The 20,743-nt window shown below is 64.9% G+C and carries 17 protein-coding genes; 12 read left to right on the top strand and 5 right to left on the bottom strand.

What is annotated here, in order from left to right:
• Window positions 1–375 precede the first annotated feature (375 nt).
• The 9 genes from WBP07_RS16995 to WBP07_RS16955 all read left to right on the top strand — a co-directional run bounded on the left by WBP07_RS16995 (window position 376) and on the right by WBP07_RS16955 (window position 12,268).
• Complete coding sequence (locus tag WBP07_RS16995; RefSeq protein WP_395392796.1) at window positions 376–2,805, top strand: TonB-dependent receptor; 2,430 nt, start codon at window positions 376–378, stop codon at window positions 2,803–2,805.
• A gap of 254 nt (window positions 2,806–3,059) precedes the next feature.
• Complete coding sequence (locus WBP07_RS16990) at window positions 3,060–3,632, top strand: hypothetical protein (protein ID WP_395392795.1); 573 nt, start codon at window positions 3,060–3,062, stop codon at window positions 3,630–3,632.
• A gap of 169 nt (window positions 3,633–3,801) precedes the next feature.
• A complete protein-coding gene (locus WBP07_RS16985; RefSeq protein ID WP_395392794.1) occupies window positions 3,802–5,079 on the top strand; it encodes a CynX/NimT family MFS transporter in 1,278 nt (425 codons plus the stop codon).
• Between the two features lie 113 nt (window positions 5,080–5,192).
• Window positions 5,193–6,395 (top strand): SRPBCC family protein, encoded by a 1,203-nt coding sequence (locus WBP07_RS16980; RefSeq protein ID WP_395392793.1) that lies wholly within the window; start codon window positions 5,193–5,195, stop codon window positions 6,393–6,395.
• Window positions 6,396–6,731: 336 nt separating this feature from the next.
• Window positions 6,732–7,217 carry a VOC family protein gene (locus WBP07_RS16975; protein WP_395392792.1) on the top strand — a complete coding sequence of 162 codons (486 nt, stop codon included), beginning with the start codon at window positions 6,732–6,734 and terminating at the stop codon, window positions 7,215–7,217.
• Window positions 7,218–7,494: 277 nt separating this feature from the next.
• Window positions 7,495–8,277, top strand: coding sequence for a 4,5-DOPA dioxygenase extradiol (gene ygiD / locus WBP07_RS16970; protein WP_395392791.1), 783 nt, complete (start codon window positions 7,495–7,497; stop codon window positions 8,275–8,277).
• A 40-nt stretch (window positions 8,278–8,317) separates the two neighbouring features.
• Window positions 8,318–9,430, top strand: coding sequence for an acetamidase/formamidase family protein (locus WBP07_RS16965; RefSeq protein WP_395392790.1), 1,113 nt, complete (start codon window positions 8,318–8,320; stop codon window positions 9,428–9,430).
• A gap of 78 nt (window positions 9,431–9,508) precedes the next feature.
• Window positions 9,509–10,321 carry a TauD/TfdA dioxygenase family protein gene (locus WBP07_RS16960; protein ID WP_395392788.1) on the top strand — a complete coding sequence of 271 codons (813 nt, stop codon included), beginning with the start codon at window positions 9,509–9,511 and terminating at the stop codon, window positions 10,319–10,321.
• Between the two features lie 171 nt (window positions 10,322–10,492).
• Window positions 10,493–12,268, top strand: coding sequence for a bifunctional metallophosphatase/5'-nucleotidase (locus tag WBP07_RS16955; RefSeq protein ID WP_395392786.1), 1,776 nt, complete (start codon window positions 10,493–10,495; stop codon window positions 12,266–12,268).
• On the opposite strand, the gene WBP07_RS16950 is transcribed toward WBP07_RS16955, so the two are convergent.
• The 4 genes from WBP07_RS16950 to WBP07_RS16935 all read right to left on the bottom strand — a co-directional run bounded on the left by WBP07_RS16950 (window position 12,269) and on the right by WBP07_RS16935 (window position 17,475).
• On the bottom strand, window positions 12,269–12,982 hold the full coding sequence (locus WBP07_RS16950; protein ID WP_395392785.1) for an SDR family NAD(P)-dependent oxidoreductase: 714 nt from the start codon (window positions 12,980–12,982) through the stop codon (window positions 12,269–12,271).
• Window positions 12,975–14,186 carry an MFS transporter gene (locus WBP07_RS16945; protein ID WP_395392784.1) on the bottom strand — a complete coding sequence of 404 codons (1,212 nt, stop codon included), beginning with the start codon at window positions 14,184–14,186 and terminating at the stop codon, window positions 12,975–12,977. Before WBP07_RS16945 ends, WBP07_RS16950 begins: the two co-directional genes overlap by 8 nt.
• A 179-nt stretch (window positions 14,187–14,365) precedes the next feature.
• Complete coding sequence (locus tag WBP07_RS16940) at window positions 14,366–15,445, bottom strand: PLP-dependent cysteine synthase family protein (protein ID WP_395392782.1); 1,080 nt, start codon at window positions 15,443–15,445, stop codon at window positions 14,366–14,368.
• Window positions 15,442–17,475, bottom strand: coding sequence for a M3 family metallopeptidase (locus WBP07_RS16935; protein WP_395392781.1), 2,034 nt, complete (start codon window positions 17,473–17,475; stop codon window positions 15,442–15,444). Before WBP07_RS16935 ends, WBP07_RS16940 begins: the two co-directional genes overlap by 4 nt.
• A 222-nt stretch (window positions 17,476–17,697) precedes the next feature.
• Here WBP07_RS16935 and WBP07_RS16930 point away from each other — a divergent pair, with 222 nt between their 5' ends.
• Window positions 17,698–18,090, top strand: a complete 393-nt coding sequence (locus WBP07_RS16930; protein ID WP_395392779.1) for a hypothetical protein — start codon at window positions 17,698–17,700, stop codon at window positions 18,088–18,090.
• A gap of 7 nt (window positions 18,091–18,097) precedes the next feature.
• On the opposite strand, the gene WBP07_RS16925 is transcribed toward WBP07_RS16930, so the two are convergent.
• Window positions 18,098–19,156 carry an LD-carboxypeptidase gene (locus WBP07_RS16925; RefSeq protein WP_395392778.1) on the bottom strand — a complete coding sequence of 353 codons (1,059 nt, stop codon included), beginning with the start codon at window positions 19,154–19,156 and terminating at the stop codon, window positions 18,098–18,100.
• A gap of 97 nt (window positions 19,157–19,253) precedes the next feature.
• Between WBP07_RS16925 and WBP07_RS16920 the strand changes: the two genes are divergently transcribed.
• Both WBP07_RS16920 and WBP07_RS16915 read left to right on the top strand, forming a co-directional pair.
• Complete coding sequence (locus WBP07_RS16920) at window positions 19,254–20,129, top strand: TIGR00730 family Rossman fold protein (protein WP_395392776.1); 876 nt, start codon at window positions 19,254–19,256, stop codon at window positions 20,127–20,129.
• 4 nt (window positions 20,130–20,133) lie between these two features.
• Window positions 20,134–20,640, top strand: coding sequence for a GNAT family N-acetyltransferase (locus WBP07_RS16915; RefSeq protein ID WP_395392774.1), 507 nt, complete (start codon window positions 20,134–20,136; stop codon window positions 20,638–20,640).
• The last annotated feature ends 103 nt before the right edge of the window (window positions 20,641–20,743 follow it).

Genomic DNA, 20,743 nt, shown 5'->3' with positions numbered 1-20,743 from the left:
CTGGGGCCGGCACGATCAAATCCGGCCTCCTGTCCTGCCCCCATGGCAGGGGCATGGAAAGCGGTCTTGTCGCTGAAAGCGCCAATGGCTTGACGCGAGACGCCCCTGTCCCCGCCGACACACCGACCTGCGCTGCAACGCAAAATGGCAAAAACGGTTCCAGAGCGCCGCGCACCCACAAAAACAGCGGATTTGCGCGAGTTCTGAGGCTTCACTCGGAGCCGGCCGGGTTACGGCGGTCAACTACTTATTCGCAACCGCACAAGACCGGACTGTCATCGAACCGCCAAGTTCCCCTTCAAGCGGCCACCCCAGCAGCAAGCATGAGCCGCAAAGCCCGGGAATCGATCTTACGACCTGCTTCGGGGAGCTGACATGAGAACCAAGTCCACTTTCGCCTATGCCCTGGCCACGGGCATATCCCTGCTTGCCTTCACTTCCGCCTCTGCCCATGCCGCTGATGGAAACGCGGAGGGCGCGGCTCCCGCAGCAGCTGCCGCAGACCCTGCCGCAGATCCCGCCGGCGGCACCCTGACCGACATCGTCGTGACGGCAGAGCGCCGCGATGTCAGTCTGCAGCAGGCCCCGCTTTCGGTCAGCGCGATCACCAGCGATACGCTGAAGGCAGGCAACATCACCGACATCACCGGCCTCAACGGCACCGTGCTGGGCCTGGTCATCGCCAAGAGCGGCGGCGGGGAGCGCGTGATCTCCATCCGCGGCATCGGTTCGGAAACGCCGGAGAACACCAACACCCATCCCGGCGTCTCCTACCACATCGACGGCGTCTACATCTTCAACTCGATCGCCGCGAGCGCCGCCTTCATCGACGTGGCACAAGTGGAAGTGCTGCGCGGCCCGCAAGGCACGCTGTTCGGCCAGGGATCGACCGGCGGCACCATCAACGTCGTTTCGATCGAGCCCAGCACCGATGCGCTGAAGGGCAACGTCAGCGCCGGCATCGGCAATTACAACTACATGGAAGGCTCCGCCGCCTTGAACGTGCCGGTTACCGACACGCTGGCGATCCGCGGCGCCTTCCAGTTCACCAAGCACGACGGCTATGCCCACGCCACCGAAGTGCCCGGCTTCAAGAAGTACGACCTGGACGATCAGGATGAAACCGGCTGGCGCCTGGGTGCCAAGTGGCAGCCGCTGTCCAACCTGTCGATCACGCTGAACACAATCCAGTTCAATTCGAACACCAATGGCCCGGCGCAGAAGAACATCCTCGACCCCAACCCCGATCCGCGCGAACTGACGCAGGACTATCCGGGCCGATCGAAGGTGAAGACCCAGCTCTACACCGGCGTCATCAAGTGGGACACGCCCTTCGCCACGGTCAAGTCGATCACCGGCTACCAGAAGCTGCATTCCGAACAGGCCTGGGATGCCGACGGGCTGGACACCACGCTGTTCTACCAGAACACCTACAACCCGATCAGCTACACCGGCGTCACTTACGACCACGTGCCGCTCTGGGCGTCGGACACCAAGAGCTGGAGCCAGGAACTGAACCTCACGTCGAACGGCAACGGCCCGTTCCAGTGGGTGCTCGGCGGCGTCTACCTGCACTCCGAGAACAGCCAGTACGTCAACGAATACCGCAGCGACGACGACAACTTCCTGCAGCAGGCGCTGCCCGAAGACACCGCCTGGGACGATCCGCTGGTCGGGAACCTGACTTATGCGGAGCTGTCGTCGATCAAGCGCGAACTCTATGCCGCCTTCGCGCAGGGCACTTATGCCGTGACGGACAAGCTGAAGCTGACCGCCGGCATCCGCTACAACCACGACAAGTCATCGGGCATGTACGATTCGATGTCGGGCGGCGTGTCCAGCCAGACCTCGGGCGCCTACCTCCAGCCGGCCTCCACCGGATCGGTCAGCGACCATGCCTGGACCGGCAAGCTAGCGGCGGACTATCAGTTCACCCCCAGCAACATGCTCTACGTAAGCTATACGCGCGGTTTCAAGCCGGGCGGGATCAACAGCTCGTCGGCAGCGTGCGGCGGTGCCTACTGCATCTTCGGCTGGGAAGATTCGATCAAGCCCACCTACAAGAAGGAAACCGTCGATTCCTTCGAGATCGGCTCCAAGAACCGCTTCCTAGACGATACGCTGCAGATCAACGCCTCCGCCTTCCTCTACAACTACAAGAACATGCAGTTCCTTGAGGAAGACCCGGTGCTCTACGGCGAAGGCATCAGCAACGCGCCCAAGGCGCGGGTCTACGGCCTGGAACTGGAAAGCACTTACGCGCCGACCGAGCACTTGCGCTTCGACGCTTCGATGTCGTGGCTGGAGGGTGAATTCACCTCGCACTACTACGCGCTGGATCCGAATGCGGCCGCCAATGCCCAGAACGCCGCCGGTTTCCCCGATTACCTGTTCTGGACCAACTTCTATGCCGCCTCCGCCGCCCGCGACGCGGCGCGAGAGGACATCAAGGGCAACCGCATTCCCAAGCTGCCGCGCTGGCAGGGCAATATCGCCGCCACCTGGAACGGCGAAGTCGGCCCGGGCACGCTGACCGCCCGCGCCCAGCTGATCTATCGCGGCAAGTACCAGTACCGCCTGTTCAACGACGGCGCGGTGGACCTCACCCCCTCGTACACGCAGGTCAACACCATGCTGAAGTACGAACCGAAAGGCACCAACACCGACATCACCCTGCGCGTGATCAACCTGTTCGACAAGAACGGCATCAACTCGCGCTTCTCGGACCCTTACGGTTCGGCGCAAGTGATGGACACCTACATCCCGCCGCGTCAGGTGATCCTCTCGGTCGGGTACAAGTTCTAAGAGGGAGCCGATCGGGTCGCACCGTTGGTTTTTATGGGAACGCGCCGGTCGCAAGGCCGGCGCGTTCTTGCGCTTGGGTTACCCCACAACCGATCCAGGCTGCCTCACGTCCACAAATACCCCCGTCGCCCCCGCGAAGGCGGGGGCTGGCTCGCAAATGTCGCGCCCCTCCGAAATGATTCCGAACGCCGTCCCCAGACTTCAATCAAATTTTAGCGGAGAATCGATAACTTCTGACTTGAGGGAGATAAGCGATGAATCGTCTGACTGTGCTTGGAGCGATCGGGTTACTCGCAGGCAGTTCATTGCCGGCAAGGGCGGCTGACAGTCCCGATCTTGCCATTCACTTTTTAAATGCCATCCCCGACGTCTGTTTTCAAACGGCCAGAGGCAAGCCGCCAACCCGCGAGAATCCCGCAGGCCTTCTTCCCGTATCTGCATCGGACGTGCCGCCAACGATCAAGACGCATTTCTATCGCGTTCCCACGTGGTTCCGGCTGAAGTCACAACCTGACGAAATTTTCATTGGCGTGGGCGATAGTCCGGGTGCTTGCCATATCGTGTTAGCCAATACGGTTCGAACGACCGAGGTCAGCGGCAAGGTTAGCGTGGTTCTCAAGGCCACCGGATTTCAGGTTCTTTCCCAAAACACCACTCCGGGTTCGGACATCGACGTGCTTTTCGTTTCCAAAGCGCCCGATGGCTACATGCTTGTCTCCCTACAGGCCCCCCGAAGCGTAGTTCGCAATGGCGTTGGCGATCAAGGGGCTGTTCACGTCAAACTCATGCCAACGGCAATGTTCGAAGCCATGACCCATAAGCCATGACTCACAGGCCATGACCCTCAGGCGATGACGAACAATCCTGCCCCTTGCCCCAGCGTCGCGATCAACTATTGAGTCGCGCACCATCAAGAGTGTGCAGGTGCAGCATGTAAGCCTGCAAGGCATGATGGTCCCGCGATTCCGTGCGGACCGAAAGCCCGCAGGAGTTGCCATGCCGTCCGGATTGTCCATTCCGCGCCGCGTCCCCCGCAGCGCCCTGGTCATGTTCGCCGCATCGCTCGGCTTCTTCTTCGTGACCGCGACGACGTTCACCTCGCTCGGCTACGTGCTCTACACGATGATTGCCGAACTGGGTTGGTCGAAGGCGGCCGCCGGGCTCAGCTTCTCCCTGCTCGGCCTCGCCTGCGGACTGGCAAGCCCGCTGCCGCCGATGCTGATGAAGGCGATCGGCACGCGGCTGACGGTGTTTGCGGGCTGTCTGGTGCTGGCCATCGGCTTCTTCATCGCCTCGCAGATCCATCATCTGGAACTGTTCTTCGTGGCGACGACGCTGATGGGCGTGGGCTTCTCGCTCGTGGCGCCCTCGCCCGCAGTCTACCTGCTGGCGACGTGGTTCCCGCGTACCTCATCGCGGATGATCGGCTTTTACTTCATGACCGGTGCGGCGGGCGGCATTGCCGGGCCGCTGATCGTCGGCACCATCGTCGGCCTCACCGGCAACTGGCGCCTGCACTGGATGGTCATGGCCGCCAGCGCGCTGGTTCTGGGCGTGATCTCGCTGCTCTGCATCCGCGATGCGGTGAAGGTGGAGAGCGTCGATCAGGTGAAGGGCGCCGGGCATGAGGGCGACGGCCCCGCAGCCAGCCCGTGGACCGTAAGACAGGCGTTGATGACGCCCAGCTTCGTGATCCTGGCCCTCGCCATGACCGTGGTGCAGACCGTGGTCACCACCACCCATTCGATCCTTGTCGCGCATATTGCCCAGCTCGGCCAGGGCGCGGCGCCGGGCGCCATCGCGATGAGCCTGCTGGCTTTCGCGGGCACCGGCGCCAAAGGCGTGACCGGCAGCCTGTGCGAGCGGGTGGACCCACGCCGCATCTTCATCGCCGGCCTTGCCGTGCAGGCGCTGGCCATGGCGCTGCTCTGGTCGGCCAGCCATGTGCTGGTCGCCACCGTCGCCGCCGCGCTGTTCGGCATGGGCTGGGGTATGGCCTGGCTTTCCGCCCACATCCTGCTGCTGCGCTACTTCGGCGCGGGCATCGCCGGGGACATGACGGCGATGGCGACCACCGTCACCACGCTGGCCGTGTTCGGCCCGATCGGCGCCGGTCGTATTGCGGACGTGACCGGAAGCTACGCGCCCGCGCTGCTGGTTTTCGCGCTGATGCTGGTAGCGGCGACGGCGATGTCCATGCTGTTCCTGCGTGCGCCAACGCGCACTGAGGAGCCGGAAGCGCTCGAACCCGCTGAACTGGTCCCCGCCGAGTAAAATCCCGCGTGGAACTTGCCAAAAGTCCCTTCGCCCAGCGCAAAGAGACTACGGCCAAGGCCCGCTAGGGTCATCCTGTAGCAAGCGCAGTTTGCATGAGACGGGAAGCCGAAATGACCATTCTCACCGACAAGTTCATCGACAGTCTGGAAAGCTCCACGCTCGACACGCTGGAAGCCGAGACGCTGCCGGCGGAATGCTATGTCGACGAGGAATTCTACCGGTTCGAGAAGGCCGCGCTGTTCGAACATGAATGGCTCTGCGTCGGCCGGACCGAGTGGTTGGAGAACCCGGGCGACTTCTTCACCGTCACCCGCGCGGACGAGCCGATGGTGATCTGCAAGACGCGCGACGGATCGATCAAGGCGCTGTCCTCGGTCTGCCAGCACCGCGCGATGCTGGTGGCCGAAGGGCACGGCAATGCCCGCGCCTTCGTGTGCCCCTATCACCACTGGACTTACGATCTCGACGGCACCCTGGTCGGCGCGCCGGCGATGAACCGCACCTGCAATTTCGACAAGAAGGCCGCCAGCCTGCCGGTGATCCGGCATGAGATCTGGCACGGCTTCATCTTCGTGAACTTCGATGCCGATGCCGCCCCGCTCACCCCGCGCCTGGCCGGGCTGGAAGAGGTCGTCGCCAATTATGACTTCGCCAACCTGCGTGGCCCCCGTCCGGAGGAACCGACCGTGTTCCCGTGGAACTGGAAGGTCATGCTGGAAAACAACAACGACGGCTATCACGCCAGCCGCCTCCACGCCGGCCCGCTGCACGACTTTATCCCGAGCGGGCTTGCCAGCTTCCCCGAAGTGCCCACCGATTCCGCCGGCTATTACCGGCTGAACGGCACGCTCCATAAGAACGCGGCCTTCAACGCCACGCAGAGGGCGGTCTTCCCGGTGTTTCCGAAGCTGACCGAGGAAGAGCAGAACCGCCTGCTGTTCGTGAACCTGCCGCCCAGCCTCTCGCTGGTGGTGCTGAACGATACCGTACTCTACCTGATCATGGACCCGCGCGGGCCGGAGAGCCACGCGCTGACCATCGGCACGCTGATGGTGCCCGAGGCGATGGACGATCCGCTCTACGAACTGAAGATGAAGATGAACGACACCGCGGTCGAGGAGATCGTGGGGCAGGACTTCCACGTTGACGAGCTGGTCCAGCAGGGCCTGCGATCGAAGTTCGCGCCCCGCGGCCGCTATTCCTGGCAGGAAGGTGCGCAGCGGCTGCTCAACGTCTGGCTGGTCGAACGCTACCGCGCCGAATGGGATCGCCGTCGCGGTCCGTCCGCTCCGGTCACGCGCCTGCACGCCTGATTTTACACGTTTACCGTCACCCATTCCCGACGGCTGCGGCGTCCGACTTCGGTCGGGCGCCGCCTTTTTTAGTGCGCTCTTCACATCCGTGACGAGCTTGCGGCACCAGCCCACTCCCCCACCCGACCTCCCAGATTCTACCTCGTAGAGGAGGTCGGGTGGGGGAATGGGCTGGCGCCGTGAGAGGTCAGCGCCGATTTTCGCGTCGGTGTCGTTCAGCTACTCTTAGGTGCACTTCAGCACTGGCGCTCAAGATCAAGGATTCGTGCGCCCCGTGCCGCGCATGCAAACTCCCTCCGGCTAGGCCTTGGACAACCACCAAGGGAGCCTTCTGCAATGACCAACACGCTCATCTTCGTCGATTTCGCGACCGACGATCCCGCCAAGGCCGGCGAATTCTACGCCGAAGTCTTCGGCTGGGAGAACGATGCGCGCCCGCACGGGATCTACCACCGCATGGTTCCCGGCGGCTTCTTCCAGAACAAGGATGGCACCGACAGCCAGATCGGCAACCTCCACCTCGGCGTGTTCGACGCGAACAACGCACGCCCGCACCCGAACCCTGAAGGCGTGGAACCGCGCACACTGGCGACCGAAGGCCGCAAGGCCCGCATCTGGGTGCTGGTAAGCGACGACGACAGCTATGAACGAATCCTCGAAACCGCCGAAAAGCTCGGTGGCAAAGTGCTCTGGCGTGACCACTACTGGGCCGAGTTCAACGGTTACAACCATGCCTTCGCCGACCCTTGGGGCAATGAGATCATCCTGTGGGGCAAGGCGGGTGAGAACCCCGAGATTCCTGCGGATTACACCAAGGAATAAGGCGGTTTTCCGGGCCTACCAAACCCACGCCCCCGGAAACTGCAAACCTATCCTCGCCAAACCTCGTCGTCCCCGCGCAGGCGGGGATCCCGCTTTTCTTGCGTCGTAGCAAAAGGCAGCGGGGCCCCCGCCTTCGCGGGGGCGACGGAGTTTGGTTGGAAGGGAACTGCACTCACCACCCGCTCCTCCGCCAACAAGTTCTTGTGCGCTTGCCCGCAAGACCATCCGCCCCCGCCCTCCCTAGCCTTGAACCACTGAGCAACGGAGCAATACGCGAATGAGCCGTCTTCCGATCGTCTTCTACGGTCACGGCAGCCCGATGGTGGCGCTGGAAAAGAGCGACGTGACCAGAAGCTGGAACGCGATCGCCGGCCGCATCGGCAAACCGCGTGCGATCCTGTGCATCTCCGCCCACTGGCAGACGCGCGGCACCGCCGTCACCGCGATGGCCCAGCCGCGCACGATCCACGATTTCGGCGCATTCCCGCAGGCCTTGTTCGACGTGCAGTACCCCGCCCCCGGCGATCCGGAGCTGGCCGAGCGCGTGCGCGAACTGCTGGAACCGATGCCGGTGAAGATGGACGCCAACTGGGGCCTGGACCACGGCACCTGGTCGGTGCTGGTCCACGCCTATCCGGAGGCCGACGTGCCGGTGATCCAGCTTGGCATGGACCTGGCCAAGAGCCCCGCCGAGCACTGGCTGGTCGGCCGCATGCTGCGCCCGCTGCGTGACGAAGGCGTGCTGATCATGGGCACCGGCAACATCGTCCACAACCTGCCGGCGATGGACTGGGCCAACCCGCTCGCCACGCCCTATCCCTGGGCCGAGCAGTTCAATTCCACCATGTGCAAGGCCATTGCCGAGGACGACCCCAAAGTGGTGATCGACTATGAGGCACTGGGCGAGGCAGCGCGGCTTTCGGTGCCCAGCCAGGACCATTTCCTGCCGCTGCTCTACGTGCTCGGCGCCCGCCACGAAGGCGAGCCGGCCGAGTTCGCGCCCCACTTCATCCAGCACAAGTCGCTCAGCATGACGAGCGTGCTCATCGGCGCGGAATAAGCGCGCCCTTCCCCGATTTCCCTGCGTAACAGGAGTTTCGATGGCACTGATCAGCCTTAAGCCCGCGCTTGAAAAGGACCCCGTCCAGCCCAGCGCGCTGCACCACCTGAGGGCCACGCCCGAAACGGTGCACTGGGGCTATTTCTCGCCCGAGATCAAGCCGGCGCTCACCGTGAAGAGCGGCGACCTGATCATGGCGCAGGCGGTCACCCACCACGCCGGCGACGATCCAGACCTGATGTTCGACGAGGACATCCGCCGCATCTTTACTGAGATCGATCCCGCCACCCGCGCGCCGGGCTGCCACATCATGACCGGCCCGATCTATGTCGAGGGCGCCGAGCCGGGCGACATGCTGGAAGTGCGCTATTTCCAGATGAAGCCGCGCTTCAACTACGGATCCAACCTCGCGGCCAACTGGGGCCATCTCTACGAGGAATTCGGCCAGACCGAACGGGTGACGATCTACAAGCTGGATCCCACCGCCAACACCGCCGCCGCGCTCTACGCCTATGACGTGGAGGAAAAATACGTCGTTCCCGGCCGCATCACCCATTGCCCGGAATGCGACCGTTCGACCGCGCTGCCTGGCATCACCATCCCGGCGCGCCCGCACCTCGGCACCGCCGGCGTGGCGCCCGCCGTCAACGATCCGGTGAGCACGATTCCCCCCGGCCTCCATGGCGGCAATATCGACAACTGGCGCATCGGCGCCGGCGCGACGATGTATTACCCGGTGCAGGTGAAGGGCGGCCTGTTCTCGATCGGCGATCCGCACGTTTCGCAAGGCGACGGCGAGATCAGCGGCACCGCGATCGAAGCCTCGCTGGACGTGCTGTTCCAGATCGTGCTGCGCAAGGACTTCTCGTTCCCCTCGCCGCTGCTGGAAACGCCCGATTGCTGGATCGTCCACGGCTTCGGCGAGAATCTGGACAAGGCGATGAAATCCGCCTCCACCGACATGCTGCACCTGCTGACCGAGCATCAGGGCCTGTCACGCAACGATGGCTATTCGCTGATGAGCGTCGCCGCCGACTTCGGCGTGACGCAAGTGGTGGACGGCACGCAGGGCATCCACTGCCGGATCGAGCGCCGCATCTTCCCGCACAAGGGCAGCGTGGCCGATCCGATCATCAAGGACAGCGAAGCTTGAGAGTGCGTTCGTGCCGGGCGAACCTTCCCCCGCCCGGCACGGACAAATTCTGCCAGATTAACCGGAGCCGCCAAGCAAATGGCCTATGAACTGATCGACGTGCGCCCGATGACCAAGCGCATCGGCGCAGAAATCTTCGGGGTGGACCTGACCAAGCCGATGGGCAATCAGGCCTTTGCCGAGATCCACGACGCGCTGATGCAGCACCAGGTGGTGTTCTTCCGCGACCAGCCCATGGACCATGATGCACACAAGGCGCTCGGCCGCGCCTTCGGCCAGCTCGCCATCCACTCGGGCGTCGCCGGGCTGCCCGATCATCCCGAAATCGTTGCCATTCATGCCGACGAAAACTCGAAGTTCGTCGCGGGCGAGAACTGGCATTCGGACCTGTCCGCCGATGCCGAACCGCCGATGGGATCGATCCTGACGCTCCACACGCTGCCGGAGGACGGCGGCGACACGCTGTTCGCCAGCATGTACGCCGCCTACGACGCGCTTTCGCCGGCGATGAAGGCCTTCCTCGATCCGCTGACCGCCGTGCATGATGCCAATCCCGTCTACAAGGCGATCTTCCCGGATTCGACCAAGACCTATCCCTGCAACTCGCACCCGGTAGTCCGGACCCATCCGGTGACCGGCGGCAAGCTGCTGTTCGTGAACTCGTCCTACACGACGAAGATCAACGGGCTTTCCGGCCCGGAGAGCAAGGCCGTGCTCGATTTCCTGTTCGAGCATGTGAAGGATGCGAACTTCCACGTCCGCTTCCGCTGGGAAAAGCACTCGGTGGCCTTCTGGGACAACCGCTGCACCCAGCACTTCGCGGTGTGGGATTACTTCCCCGAAGTCCGCTCCGGTTTCCGCGTCACCGTCGCGGGCGACAAGCCGTACTGATCTGGCCCTACTGATCTGTTTGCCGCCACGGTGCTTGCCCTCACGAGCCCGGCGGCGGCAACCGCGCCTGTGTCGCCCCCCAGCAAGGCGGCACAGGCGCTCCGCCAATCTTTCTCGCACATGCAAAAAACGTCCTTGGCGCGTCATCTTGCAATCCGATAGAGCGCGGCCATGACCAGTTTCCGCATCGCGCGCATCACGCCGCTCGTCGCCGCACTTCTCGTTTCCGCCTGCGCCACGCCGCAGGGGCATCATCAGGCTTCCGATCAGCCGCCTGCCGCCGCGAAGGGCCCGATCGAGATCGGCGTGATCGCCATCAACGACTTCCACGGCGCGCTGGAACCGCCCAAGCAGACGGTCGACGCGCCCGACGGCAAGGGCAACGAAGTCTCCGTCCCGGCCGGCGGCGCGGCGTGGCTGGCCTCTGCCGTGGATGCGCTGAAGGCGGAGCATCCCGAACATGTGGTGGTGGCCGCGGGCGACCTTACCAGCGCCTCTCAGCTTGCTTCCTCGCTCTATCTGGACGAGCCTTCGGTGGGCGTGATGAACCGCATCGGGCTGGAATTCAACGCGGTGGGCAACCACGAGTTCGACCGGGGCTGGCAGGAACTGAAGCGCCTCCAGAACGGCGGCTGCGCGAAGAACACCCGCTTTGAGCCGTGCCAGCTGGAGCAGTTCGAGGGCGCACACTACAAGTACCTCGCCGCCAGCACGGTGATGCCGGATGGCTCCACGCTGTTCCCCGGCACCGGACTGAAGACCTTCGGCACGGGTGACCGCAAGATCACCATCGGCTTCATCGGCCTGTCGCTGAAGACGATCCCCACCCTTGTGGCGCCGGACCGCGTGGCGGGCCTGAAGTTCGAGGATGAGGCCGAAACCATCAACCGCGCCGTCCCCGCCCTGAAAGCGGCCGGCGCCGATGCCGTGGTCGTGCTGATCCACCAGGGCCTGCGCACCAAGGGCGTGGCCGATCCCAACGGCTGCAACGAAGCGGCGGGCGACATCCAGCCGATCCTCGATCACCTGAACCCCGGCGTGGACGTGGTCGTCTCCGGCCACACGCACTGGGCCTATATCTGCAACTACACCGCCAATGCCGCGGCGGGCCCGATCCTGCTGACCAGCGCGGGCGTCTACGGCAAGCTGGTGACCGACATCACGCTGGATTTCGATCCGGCCACGCACAAGCTGGTGAACAAGCAGGCACACAACGTGATCGTGCAGTCGGAAGCCTATACTTCCGGCAAGGGCCCGGTGCCGACCACCACGGCCTTTCCGCAGTTCCAGCCGCGCGCGGATGTGTCCGCCTATGTGAAGCGTTATAAGGACGCCTCTCTGCAATTGGTGGAGCGGCCGATTGGCCATCTCTCCGGCCCGATGGAGAAGGAAGGCGAAGGCGGCGTCGGCAACGGCGGCTCGCTGGGCGCGCTGATCGCGGATTCGCAGCTCGCCGCCACCCGCAAGTCCGGCGCGCAGATCGCTTTCGTCAATCCGTTCGGCATCCGCACCTCGCTGGTTCCGGCGGCCGACGGCACGGTGACCTTCGGCCAGATCTACGCGGTCACTCCGTTCAACAACCAGATGGTGACGATGACGCTGACCGGCGCGCAACTGCGTGCCACCATCGAACAGGGGCTGGACGATAGCGGCGACAAGCAGATCCTCTCGCCCAGCCAGGGCATGAAGATTGCCTTCGACATGCGCCGGCCTTCCGGTTCGCGCATCACCGCGATCTCGCTGGACGGCAAGCCGATCGATCCGAAGAAGAGCTACCGCGTCTCGGTCGTGAACTTCCTGGCGGAAGGCGGCGACGGCTTCGCTGGCTTCAAGGACGGCACCGATCGGGTAAACGGCCCGATCGATATCGAGGCGTTCGAGGACTGGATCGCCGCCGTGCCGGTGCGTCAGGTCCCGGCCGAGGACCGGACGCCGCAGGCGAAGTGATTACCAGGCCGTAGCGCCGGCATCGATGGCGATGTCGGCGCCGGTGACGTAGCGGGCTTCCTCGCTGGCCAGCCAGCAGGCGGCCCAGGCGATATCCTCCGGCTCGCCAAGGCGTTTCAGCATGTTCTTGGCGAGCACCTGCTGCTCGAAACCCGGATCGGCGGCCAGGTGGCGCGCGGTGGCGGCGGTCTTGATGAAACCAGGCGCGATGGTGTTGGCGCGGATGCCGTGCGGCGCGCCTTCCATCGCCAGTTGCCGCGTCATCGCGAGTACCCCGCCCTTGCCTGCGCAATGCGCCAGCGCCGGCGATCCTTCCAGCGCATGGCGCGCATTGGCCGAAGCGAAGTTGATCACGCTCGCCGTGCCGCCCACCTTCAGCCACGGCCACGCGGCGCGGGTGGCGAGATAGACGATGTCCAGTTCCCCGATCAGCGTCTTCTTCCAGTCCGCGTAGGACAAGTCCTCTATCCACGCGAAGACGGCGAAAGCGGCGGCATTGACCAGCACGTCGATACGGCCATGCGCTTCGCCGATGCGCACGAAGAGGGCCTGTGTCTGCGCCTCGTCAGTAAGGTCGCAATCCTCATCCGCGCCGGAAAGGTCGACGCCGATCACGGTCGCGCCTTCCGCACGGAAAAGGCGCGCAATGCCTTGGCCTATGCCGTTGGCCGCCCCGGTGACGACGGCAACGCGGTTCTTCAGGCGATCAGCCATGGGCCACCTCCATCTTGCCCGCACCGCGCAGGCGCGAGGCGACGAGCGCGATCACCACGCCGCCCAGCGCCGCGATCGAAAGCACCATGAACGCGCCCAGCAACCCGCCGTTACGCTGCGCGGCAAAGGTCACGACGACGGGCGAGAGGAACTGGCCCAGCGCGAAGGCCGATTGCCAGAACCCAGTGCCGCGCCCGCGAAATTCGAAGGACAGGATCGACATCGACCAGACCAGCAGCGTCGGCAACAGCAGCCCGGCACCGATCTGGTTGACGAAGCAGCCGATCAGGAAGCCCGGCACGTTCCCCGCCTTGCCCATCAGCGCGAAGCCGAGCGAGAGCAGCGCGAATTCCACCAGCAGTAATCGGCTGACCGGCCACTTTCGGCTGAGCCGCGAATAGAAGAACGTCCCCAGCGGCACGCCCAGACTGGCCGCCGCCGTCAGGATGCCGCGCAGCGGGTTGTCGATACCCAGTTCGGCAAGGCCGCTGGGCGCCTGAATCTGCACGGTATAGAAGAACACCGAACCGTAGATCGTGATCAGCACGATCATCGCCATCGTGCGCCAGGGAAAGCCCGCCCAGGACAGGTTGCGCGGCGGCGCGTCCGCCTCGTCATCCGGGTGCGCGGCGCCGGCCGGCTCCCACGTGAACTTCAGCACCAGTGCGAACATCAGCAGCGCCGAGATGTAGACCGCAAAGGGAATGCGCCAGCCGAAGCTGCCGAGGAATCCGCCCATCACCATGAACAGCAGTGCCGAGACGGAGGCGAAGGCAGTCTGCGCCGCCAGCCAGCGGTCGCGCGCGGCACCCTTGTAGTAGTCGCCGATCATCGTCGTCGACAGCACGTAGATCAGCGCTTCGGCAATGCCCACGCCCACGCGGGAGATCAGGATATGCGTCAGGTCATGCAGGAACACCGGCAGCACGCCGACCGCCGCATAGAGCACGAACGAGAACAGCAGCAACCGCCGCCGCCCGAAATAGTCCCCTAGCATCCCCGCCAGCGGGCAAAGCAGCGCCACGCAGAGCGAGGGCAGCGTCAGGATCATCGGCACCCAGTATTCGTGATTGGGCACCGAGGAAAACTCGGCCATCAGGTTGGGCAGAACCGGCGTCAACAGCACGATCGCCATCGTCGTCAGCGTGATCGGCAAGAGCAGCGATACGCCGGTCATCCAGCCGGCCTGGTGATGTCGAACCATTCTCTCCTCTTCCCGACCCGAAGTGCTTGGAGCCCGGTCTATCCGGGTCTCCACAATGTTATTGCGCGGATGCGCGTGTGCGGACCTTCGGGCCAACGTTGTCCGCGCCCGGCGTGCCAAGTCCAATCGATTATGCGGAACTGTTCCTATCGGCGGCGCAGGTAGGCCGCCGGACCGCCTTACGCCGCGCCCAGAAGTCCGGCGATCCGCGCCTCTGCCGCGCGCCAGTCCAGCCCGCGCCCGGCCAGCCAAGCCTCGTCGTAATAGGTGCAGCCGTAGCGTTCGCCGCCGTCGCAAAGCAGCGTGACGATGCTGCCCTGCTGGCCGGCCGCGTGCATTTCCTCGACGATCCGGGCGCAGGCCCAGAGGTTGGTGCCGGTCGATCCGCCCACGCGCCGCCCCAGCCGCGCCGAAAGCGCGCGCATGGCGCCGATGCTGTCCGCATCGGGCACGGCGATCATGCGATCGACCACGCCGGGCACGAAGCTGGGCTCTACGCGGGGGCGCCCGATCCCCTCGATCATCGCCGCGCAGCCTTCGGGAAGCGTGGTCTGGGACCGGTCTGCATAGTGGCGGTGGAAGATCGAATGCTCCGGATCGGCCACGCAAAGTTGCGACGAAAGGCGGCGATAGCGCAGGAAACGGCCGATCGTGGCGGAAGTACCACCGGTGCCCGCGCCGCAGACGATCCAGCTCGGTTCGGGATGCTCTTCTTCCGCCATCTGGTGGAAGATGCTTTCGGCAATGTTGTTGTTGCCGCGCCAATCGGTCGCCCGCTCGGCATAAGTGAACTGATCGAGGTAGTGCCCGCCGGTCTGCCGGGCGAGGTCGTGCGCCACCTGATAGACGGTGCGCGGATCGTCCACCGCGTGGATTTCCCCGCCGTGGAAGCGGATCTCGTCCAGCTTGGGCTGCGCGGTCGTGGCCGGAACCACGGCGATGAAGCGCAGGCCCAGCATGCGCGCGAAATAGGCCTCGCTTACCGCCGTCGAGCCGGAACTCGCCTCGATCACGCAAGTATTCGGGCCGATCCACTCGTTGCACAGGGCATAGAGGAACAGCGATCGCGCCAGCCGATGCTTCAGGCTGCCCGTGGGGTGCGAGCTTTCGTCCTTCAGGTAGAGCGTGATGCCCGGATAGCGCGGCAGGTCCAGACGGATCAGGTGGGTGTCGGCGGACCGGTTGTAGTCCGCCTCGATACGCCGAACCGCCTCGCGCAGCCAGGCGCGCCGGTCTTCCGCTACTGGGCCCCCGCTCACGCCAGTAGGCCACGCCGTTCGAGCAGGGCCGTCACGTCCGCGTCACGCCCGCGGAAGGCGCGGAAGCTGTCCGCCGCCGGGCGCGTGGCCCCGCGCGCCAGCACTTCGTCGCGGAAGGCATCGCCAGTCGCGCGGTCGACCACGCCGGCCTCAACGAACTTGCGGAAGCCGTCCGCCGCCAGCACTTCGGCCCAGAGGTAGCTGTAATAGCCGGAGGCATACCCGCCAGAGAAAACGTGGGTGAACGAGTGCGGAAAACGGTGCCATTCGGGCGGAATGACCACGGCCACTTCCTCACGCACGGCGCCGATCACTTCCATCGGATCGCTGCCCATCGTGCCCAGGTGGAGCAGCAGGTCGAACAGCCCGAACTCGATCTGGCGCAGCACGAACAGGCCGGATTGGAAGCGGCGTGCGGCCAGCATCTTCTCGAACAGGTCCGCCGGCAAAGGCTCGCCCGTGCGGTGGTGGCCAGACATGCCGGTCAGCACTTCGCGATCCCAGGCGAAGTCCTCCATCAACTGGCTAGGCAGTTCCACCGCATCCCACTCGAAGCCGCTGGTGCCGGCCACGCTCGGCCGGTTCACGCGGGTGAACAAGTGGTGGAGGCAATGCCCCGTCTCGTGCAGCAGCGTCTCCACTTCGGTGTGCGAGAGCAGCGAAGGCGTTTCGCCGCCCTTGGGCGCGAAATTGCAGGTGAGGTAAGCCACCGGCACGCGGGCGCTGCCGCCGTCCGCCAGACGCGGGCGCGCCTGCGCCATCCAGGCCCCGCCCTGCTTGCCCTGCCGCGCGTGGAGGTCGAGATAGAGCCCGGCGATCACCGCGCCATCCTCGTCCGCCACGTCGTAATACCGCGCATCCTCGTGCCAGAGGGCAACGTCGGTCCGCTCCTTCAGCGTGATGCCGAAGAGGCGGCCCAGCAGCACCTGCCAGCCCGCCAGCACGCGCTCCACCGGGAAATAGGCGCGCACTTCCTGCTCATCGACAGCGAAGCGCGCCAGCTTCATGGCATTGGCGGTGTAAGTCAGATCCCACGGCTGAAGATCGGCGATGCCAAGCTCCTGCGCGGCAAATTCGCGCGCATCGGCCAGATCGCGCTCCGCCCCCGGACGCGCACGCTTGGCCAGATCGCGCAGGAAGTGCAGCACTTCGCCGGCATTGGGCGCCATCTTGGTGGCCAGAGACAGTTCCACCGGATCGGCGAAGCCCAGCAGCGCAGCGGATTCGCGCCGCAGTTCCAGGATGCGGGTGATGCGCTGCGTATTGTCGAACGCGCCCGCGTTCGGGCCCTGGTCGGAAGCGCGGGTACCGAAAGCAGTATAGACACGCTGGCGCAGCCCGCGATCCTGCGCGAAGGTCAGCACCGCGTTGACGCTGGGCCATTGCAGCGTGACCACCCAGCCTTCCAGCCCCTTTGCCTTGGCATTGGCGGCGAACATGCCCATCGCCGCATCGGGAATGCCGGCCAGCAGCGCCGCATCGGTAACATGCTCGCTCCAGGCGTCGGTCGCGTCCAGAACGGCGGCGGAGAAGGCATTGGCAAGGCCGGCCAGTTCCACCGAGACTTCGGCAAACCGCGCCCGCTGCTCCGGCGGCAGCGCCACGCCGGACAAGCGGAAGCTGCGCAGCATGTGCTCGACAGCGGCGCGATCGGCGGGGGAGCGCTGGGCGAAGTCCGGGCTGCTCTCCAGCGCGGCGATCACTTCGTAAAGCTCGTGGTCCTGGAACACCGCCGTCATGGTTTCGACGATGCGCTGCTCGCCGGCGGCATGCGCCTCACGCAGTTCGGGGGTGTTGGCCACCGATTTCAGGTGAGAGACGGCCGACCACAGCGCATCCATGGCGGTATCCGCCTGTTCCAGCGGCAGCCAGGCGGTATCGAAATCGCGCGGCTTTTCCGCCACGATCCGCGCCACCACCGCCTGCATGTCCGCCAGCGACTGGTCCAGCGCCTTCCCGATCGCCTCTGGCGTGAGCGCGGCATAATCGGGCAGCGACAGGGGATCGAGCAGGGAGGAGGTCATCGGCATGCTTTCAGGTAGTGTCGTTGCCCCAGACCTAGTGGCTGGCAGGCCGGGGTTAAACCCCTTCGCACCGATTGCACCGCAATAGCCCCCGGATAAGCCCCCTCCCTGCACCCATTTCGGCGCCGATATCCGCAACGATCCCTAGCCGCACGGAAGCCCGCGACAAGGATTGGTTAGCTATCCTGACGATGCAGACAGATTTTCACCTCGTTCGGATTGGAGTGCATGGACGACCCTCGGATCGCCTCACGGATCGACGGCCAGACCGCCCTGCCCGGGCAAACGCCCCGCCAGCCGCGCGAGGATGTGGAAGTCATGGCAAACTTGCGCAGCGCCTTTTCGACATGGACCGTGGTCTTGAAGGATCTTACCCGCTTCGGCGCCAGGATCGAGGGGATAGAGGGGCTTGAGATCGACGAGGCGGTCAATCTCGGCCTGCCCGGCCATCGTCCGGCCATGGCCTTCGTCAGCTGGAACGGCGCGCACGGCACTGGGCTGGAATTCGCCGAACCGCTGGCCGAGGCGGTTTATGAAGACCTTGTCGAACGGCACGGGCTGGGCCGGCAAAACGATCCGATCCTGAGCGTGCGCCCTGCCGGCGGATCGACCGTCAGCTGACGCACTATCAACTGACGGCTGGTTCCAGCAGGCGCATGGTCCCGGCATCCGCATCGATTTCAACCGGCAAGCCCACCGGCACGCTGATCTGCGCGGCGATGTGGCCGATCTGAAGGCCCTGGAACGCCGGGACTTTCAGGGTGTCGAACTGACGGCCCAGCACTTCGTAGATGGTGAAGTTCGAAAAGCCGCCATCGGGGTTGGTGCAATTGGTGCACTGGCCGAAGACCACGCCCGCCACTTTGTCGAACACGCCTGCCAGCGACAGTTGCGTCAGCATCCGGTCGATGCGGTATTCGGATTCGTTGGTGTCCTCCAGGAACAGCACCGCGCCGCTGAAATCAGGCAGGTAAGGCGTGCCGACCAGCGCCGACAGTACCGAGAGGTTGCCGCCCAGCAGCCGCCCACGCGCCTTGCCGCCGTGGAATGTGCGCACGTCCCTGCCCCGCCCGGCCAGGTTGACGCCCGCACCTTCAGGCACCTGCCAGGTCGGCGTCGCCCCCTCGAACGCCAGTGCGTGGAAACTGGCCCATGCGGCCGGCGGCCACGATGCGCTGGCATTGGGGCCGTGAATGCTGGCGACACCGGTGCGCGCCGCGAAGGCGAGGTGGAGCGCGGTATTGTCGCTGAAACCCACGAACAGCTTCGGATTTCGCACAATCTTCGCATAGTCCAGCAGGGGCAGGATGCGCGCGCAGCCCCAGCCGCCCCGCACGGACATCACGCCGCGCACGTCGGGATCGGCGAACATGGCCATGAGATCGTCCGCCCGCGTCCGGTCCGACCCGGCCAGATAGCCCTCCCGCTCCAGCATATGCGGCGCAGGCTTGGGGACTAGGCCCATGGCCCGGACCGTCGCCATCACCTCCTCCAGCCCAAAGCGATCGCCGATGAAGCCGGCCGGCGCGACCAGCCCCAGCACATCCCCTTCACGCAGGCGCGGCGGCTTCACCAGCCGGGGCGGAGCGGGCGCGGAAAATGCCGGCAGCGCGGGCACCGCCGCCGAAGCCGCCGCGATGCCCAAGCCCGCCAAAGCGGTACGACGCGTAAGGATCATATTCGTCATGGAAACGAAACTAGGCGCGCCCATCTCTTGCATGCAACCGCAAGCATCCTAGATATTTGTGCTTTCTCACGCCGCGTCCTGCGGCCATGGTACCCCGATGAGCGATACTGAAGACACCAACGTCACCAAGCGCCGGTTCTACAAGGCCGAGCAGGAAGCCTCCTTCGCAGATGCCCAGCAGGGCACGCTGCAAACGCAGAACCCCTCCTACCGCCTGGCCTTCCAGGACACCGAATTCCTGCTGCGCGACGAACTGCGCCCGGTCCGCTTCCAGCTTGAGCTGCTGAAGCCCGAAATGCTGCTGGAAGAAGCCAACATCGGCTCCACGCTGGTGATGTACGGCTCTGCCCGCATCCCCTCGCCCGAACAGTGCGACGCCGTGCTGGCCCGCGCCACCACCGATGAGGAAAAGGTGGTTGCCGAACGCCTTGTCGCCAAGGCCAAGTATTACGAAGTGGCCCGCGAGCTCGCCCAGATCGCCAGCAAGTGCGCGGTCGTGGAAAAGGGCATGCGCCAGTTCGTGGTCTGCTCGGGCGGCGGCCCCTCGATCATGGAAGCGGCCAATCGCGGTGCGCGCGAAGTCGGCGCCGAGACTTTGGCGCTGAACATCGTGCTGCCGCATGAACAGGCGCCGAACCCCTACGTCACCCCGCGCCTCTCGTTCCAGTTCCACTACTTCGCGCTGCGCAAGATGCACTTCCTGCTCCGCGCCCGCGCGGTGGCGGTGTTCCCGGGCGGCTTCGGCACGTTCGACGAGTTCTTCGAACTGCTGACGCTGATCCAGACCGGCAAGATGAAGCCGATGCCGATCCTGCTCTACGGCCGCGAGTTCTGGGAACGCGTGGTCAATTTCGAGGCGCTGGCCGAGGAAGGCGTGATCAACAAGAGTGACCTCAAGCTGTTCCATTGGTGCGAAACCGCCGAGGAAGGCTGGAAGGTCGTGCGCGACTTCTACGACCTCGACTGCGGTTGACGGGATGATGGGGGCGCAGCTTCGCACCGAAAGGCTGCTGCTGCGCCCCGCCCTTCCGGCCGATGCCGAAGCGCTCCACGCGATCTTCGTGCAGCCGGATGCCATGGCCTACTGGTCGCGGCCTCCCCATTCCGACATGGCCGAGACGCGCGACTGGCTGGACGGGATGATCGCCATCCCGCCGGATCAGGGCGAAGACTTCATCGTCACGCTGGACGGCAAGGTGATCGGCAAAGCCGGGCTCTGGCGCTTTCCCGAGATCGGTTTCATCCTCGATCCTGCCTACTGGGGGCAAGGGTTTGCGCGGGAGGCCCTGGCAGCGGTGATCGACAATGCTTTCGCGGTCCACCGCCTGCCGCATATCACGGCCGATGTGGATCCGCGCAACCGGCGCTCGCTGGCGCTGCTCGCCCGGCTGGGCTTTCACGAAACCGGCCGCGCCGCCCGGACCTGGCAAGTGGGCGAGGTCTGGTGCGACAGCGTCTACCTCAGGCTCGACGCGCCCCGATAACCTAGAGCAGTTTCCGATCCGATCGCATCGGATCAACTGCCTTAAGTTTTTGGTTTTCCGCGTTTTCCGAGTCATCAGGTGATTCCACCCGATTAGAAAACGC

Origin of the sequence: Novosphingobium oxfordense (assembly GCF_044029435.1) — a bacterium.
Taxonomy (GTDB): domain Bacteria; phylum Pseudomonadota; class Alphaproteobacteria; order Sphingomonadales; family Sphingomonadaceae; genus Novosphingobium.
This window is presented reverse-complemented; position numbering and strand designations above follow the sequence as displayed.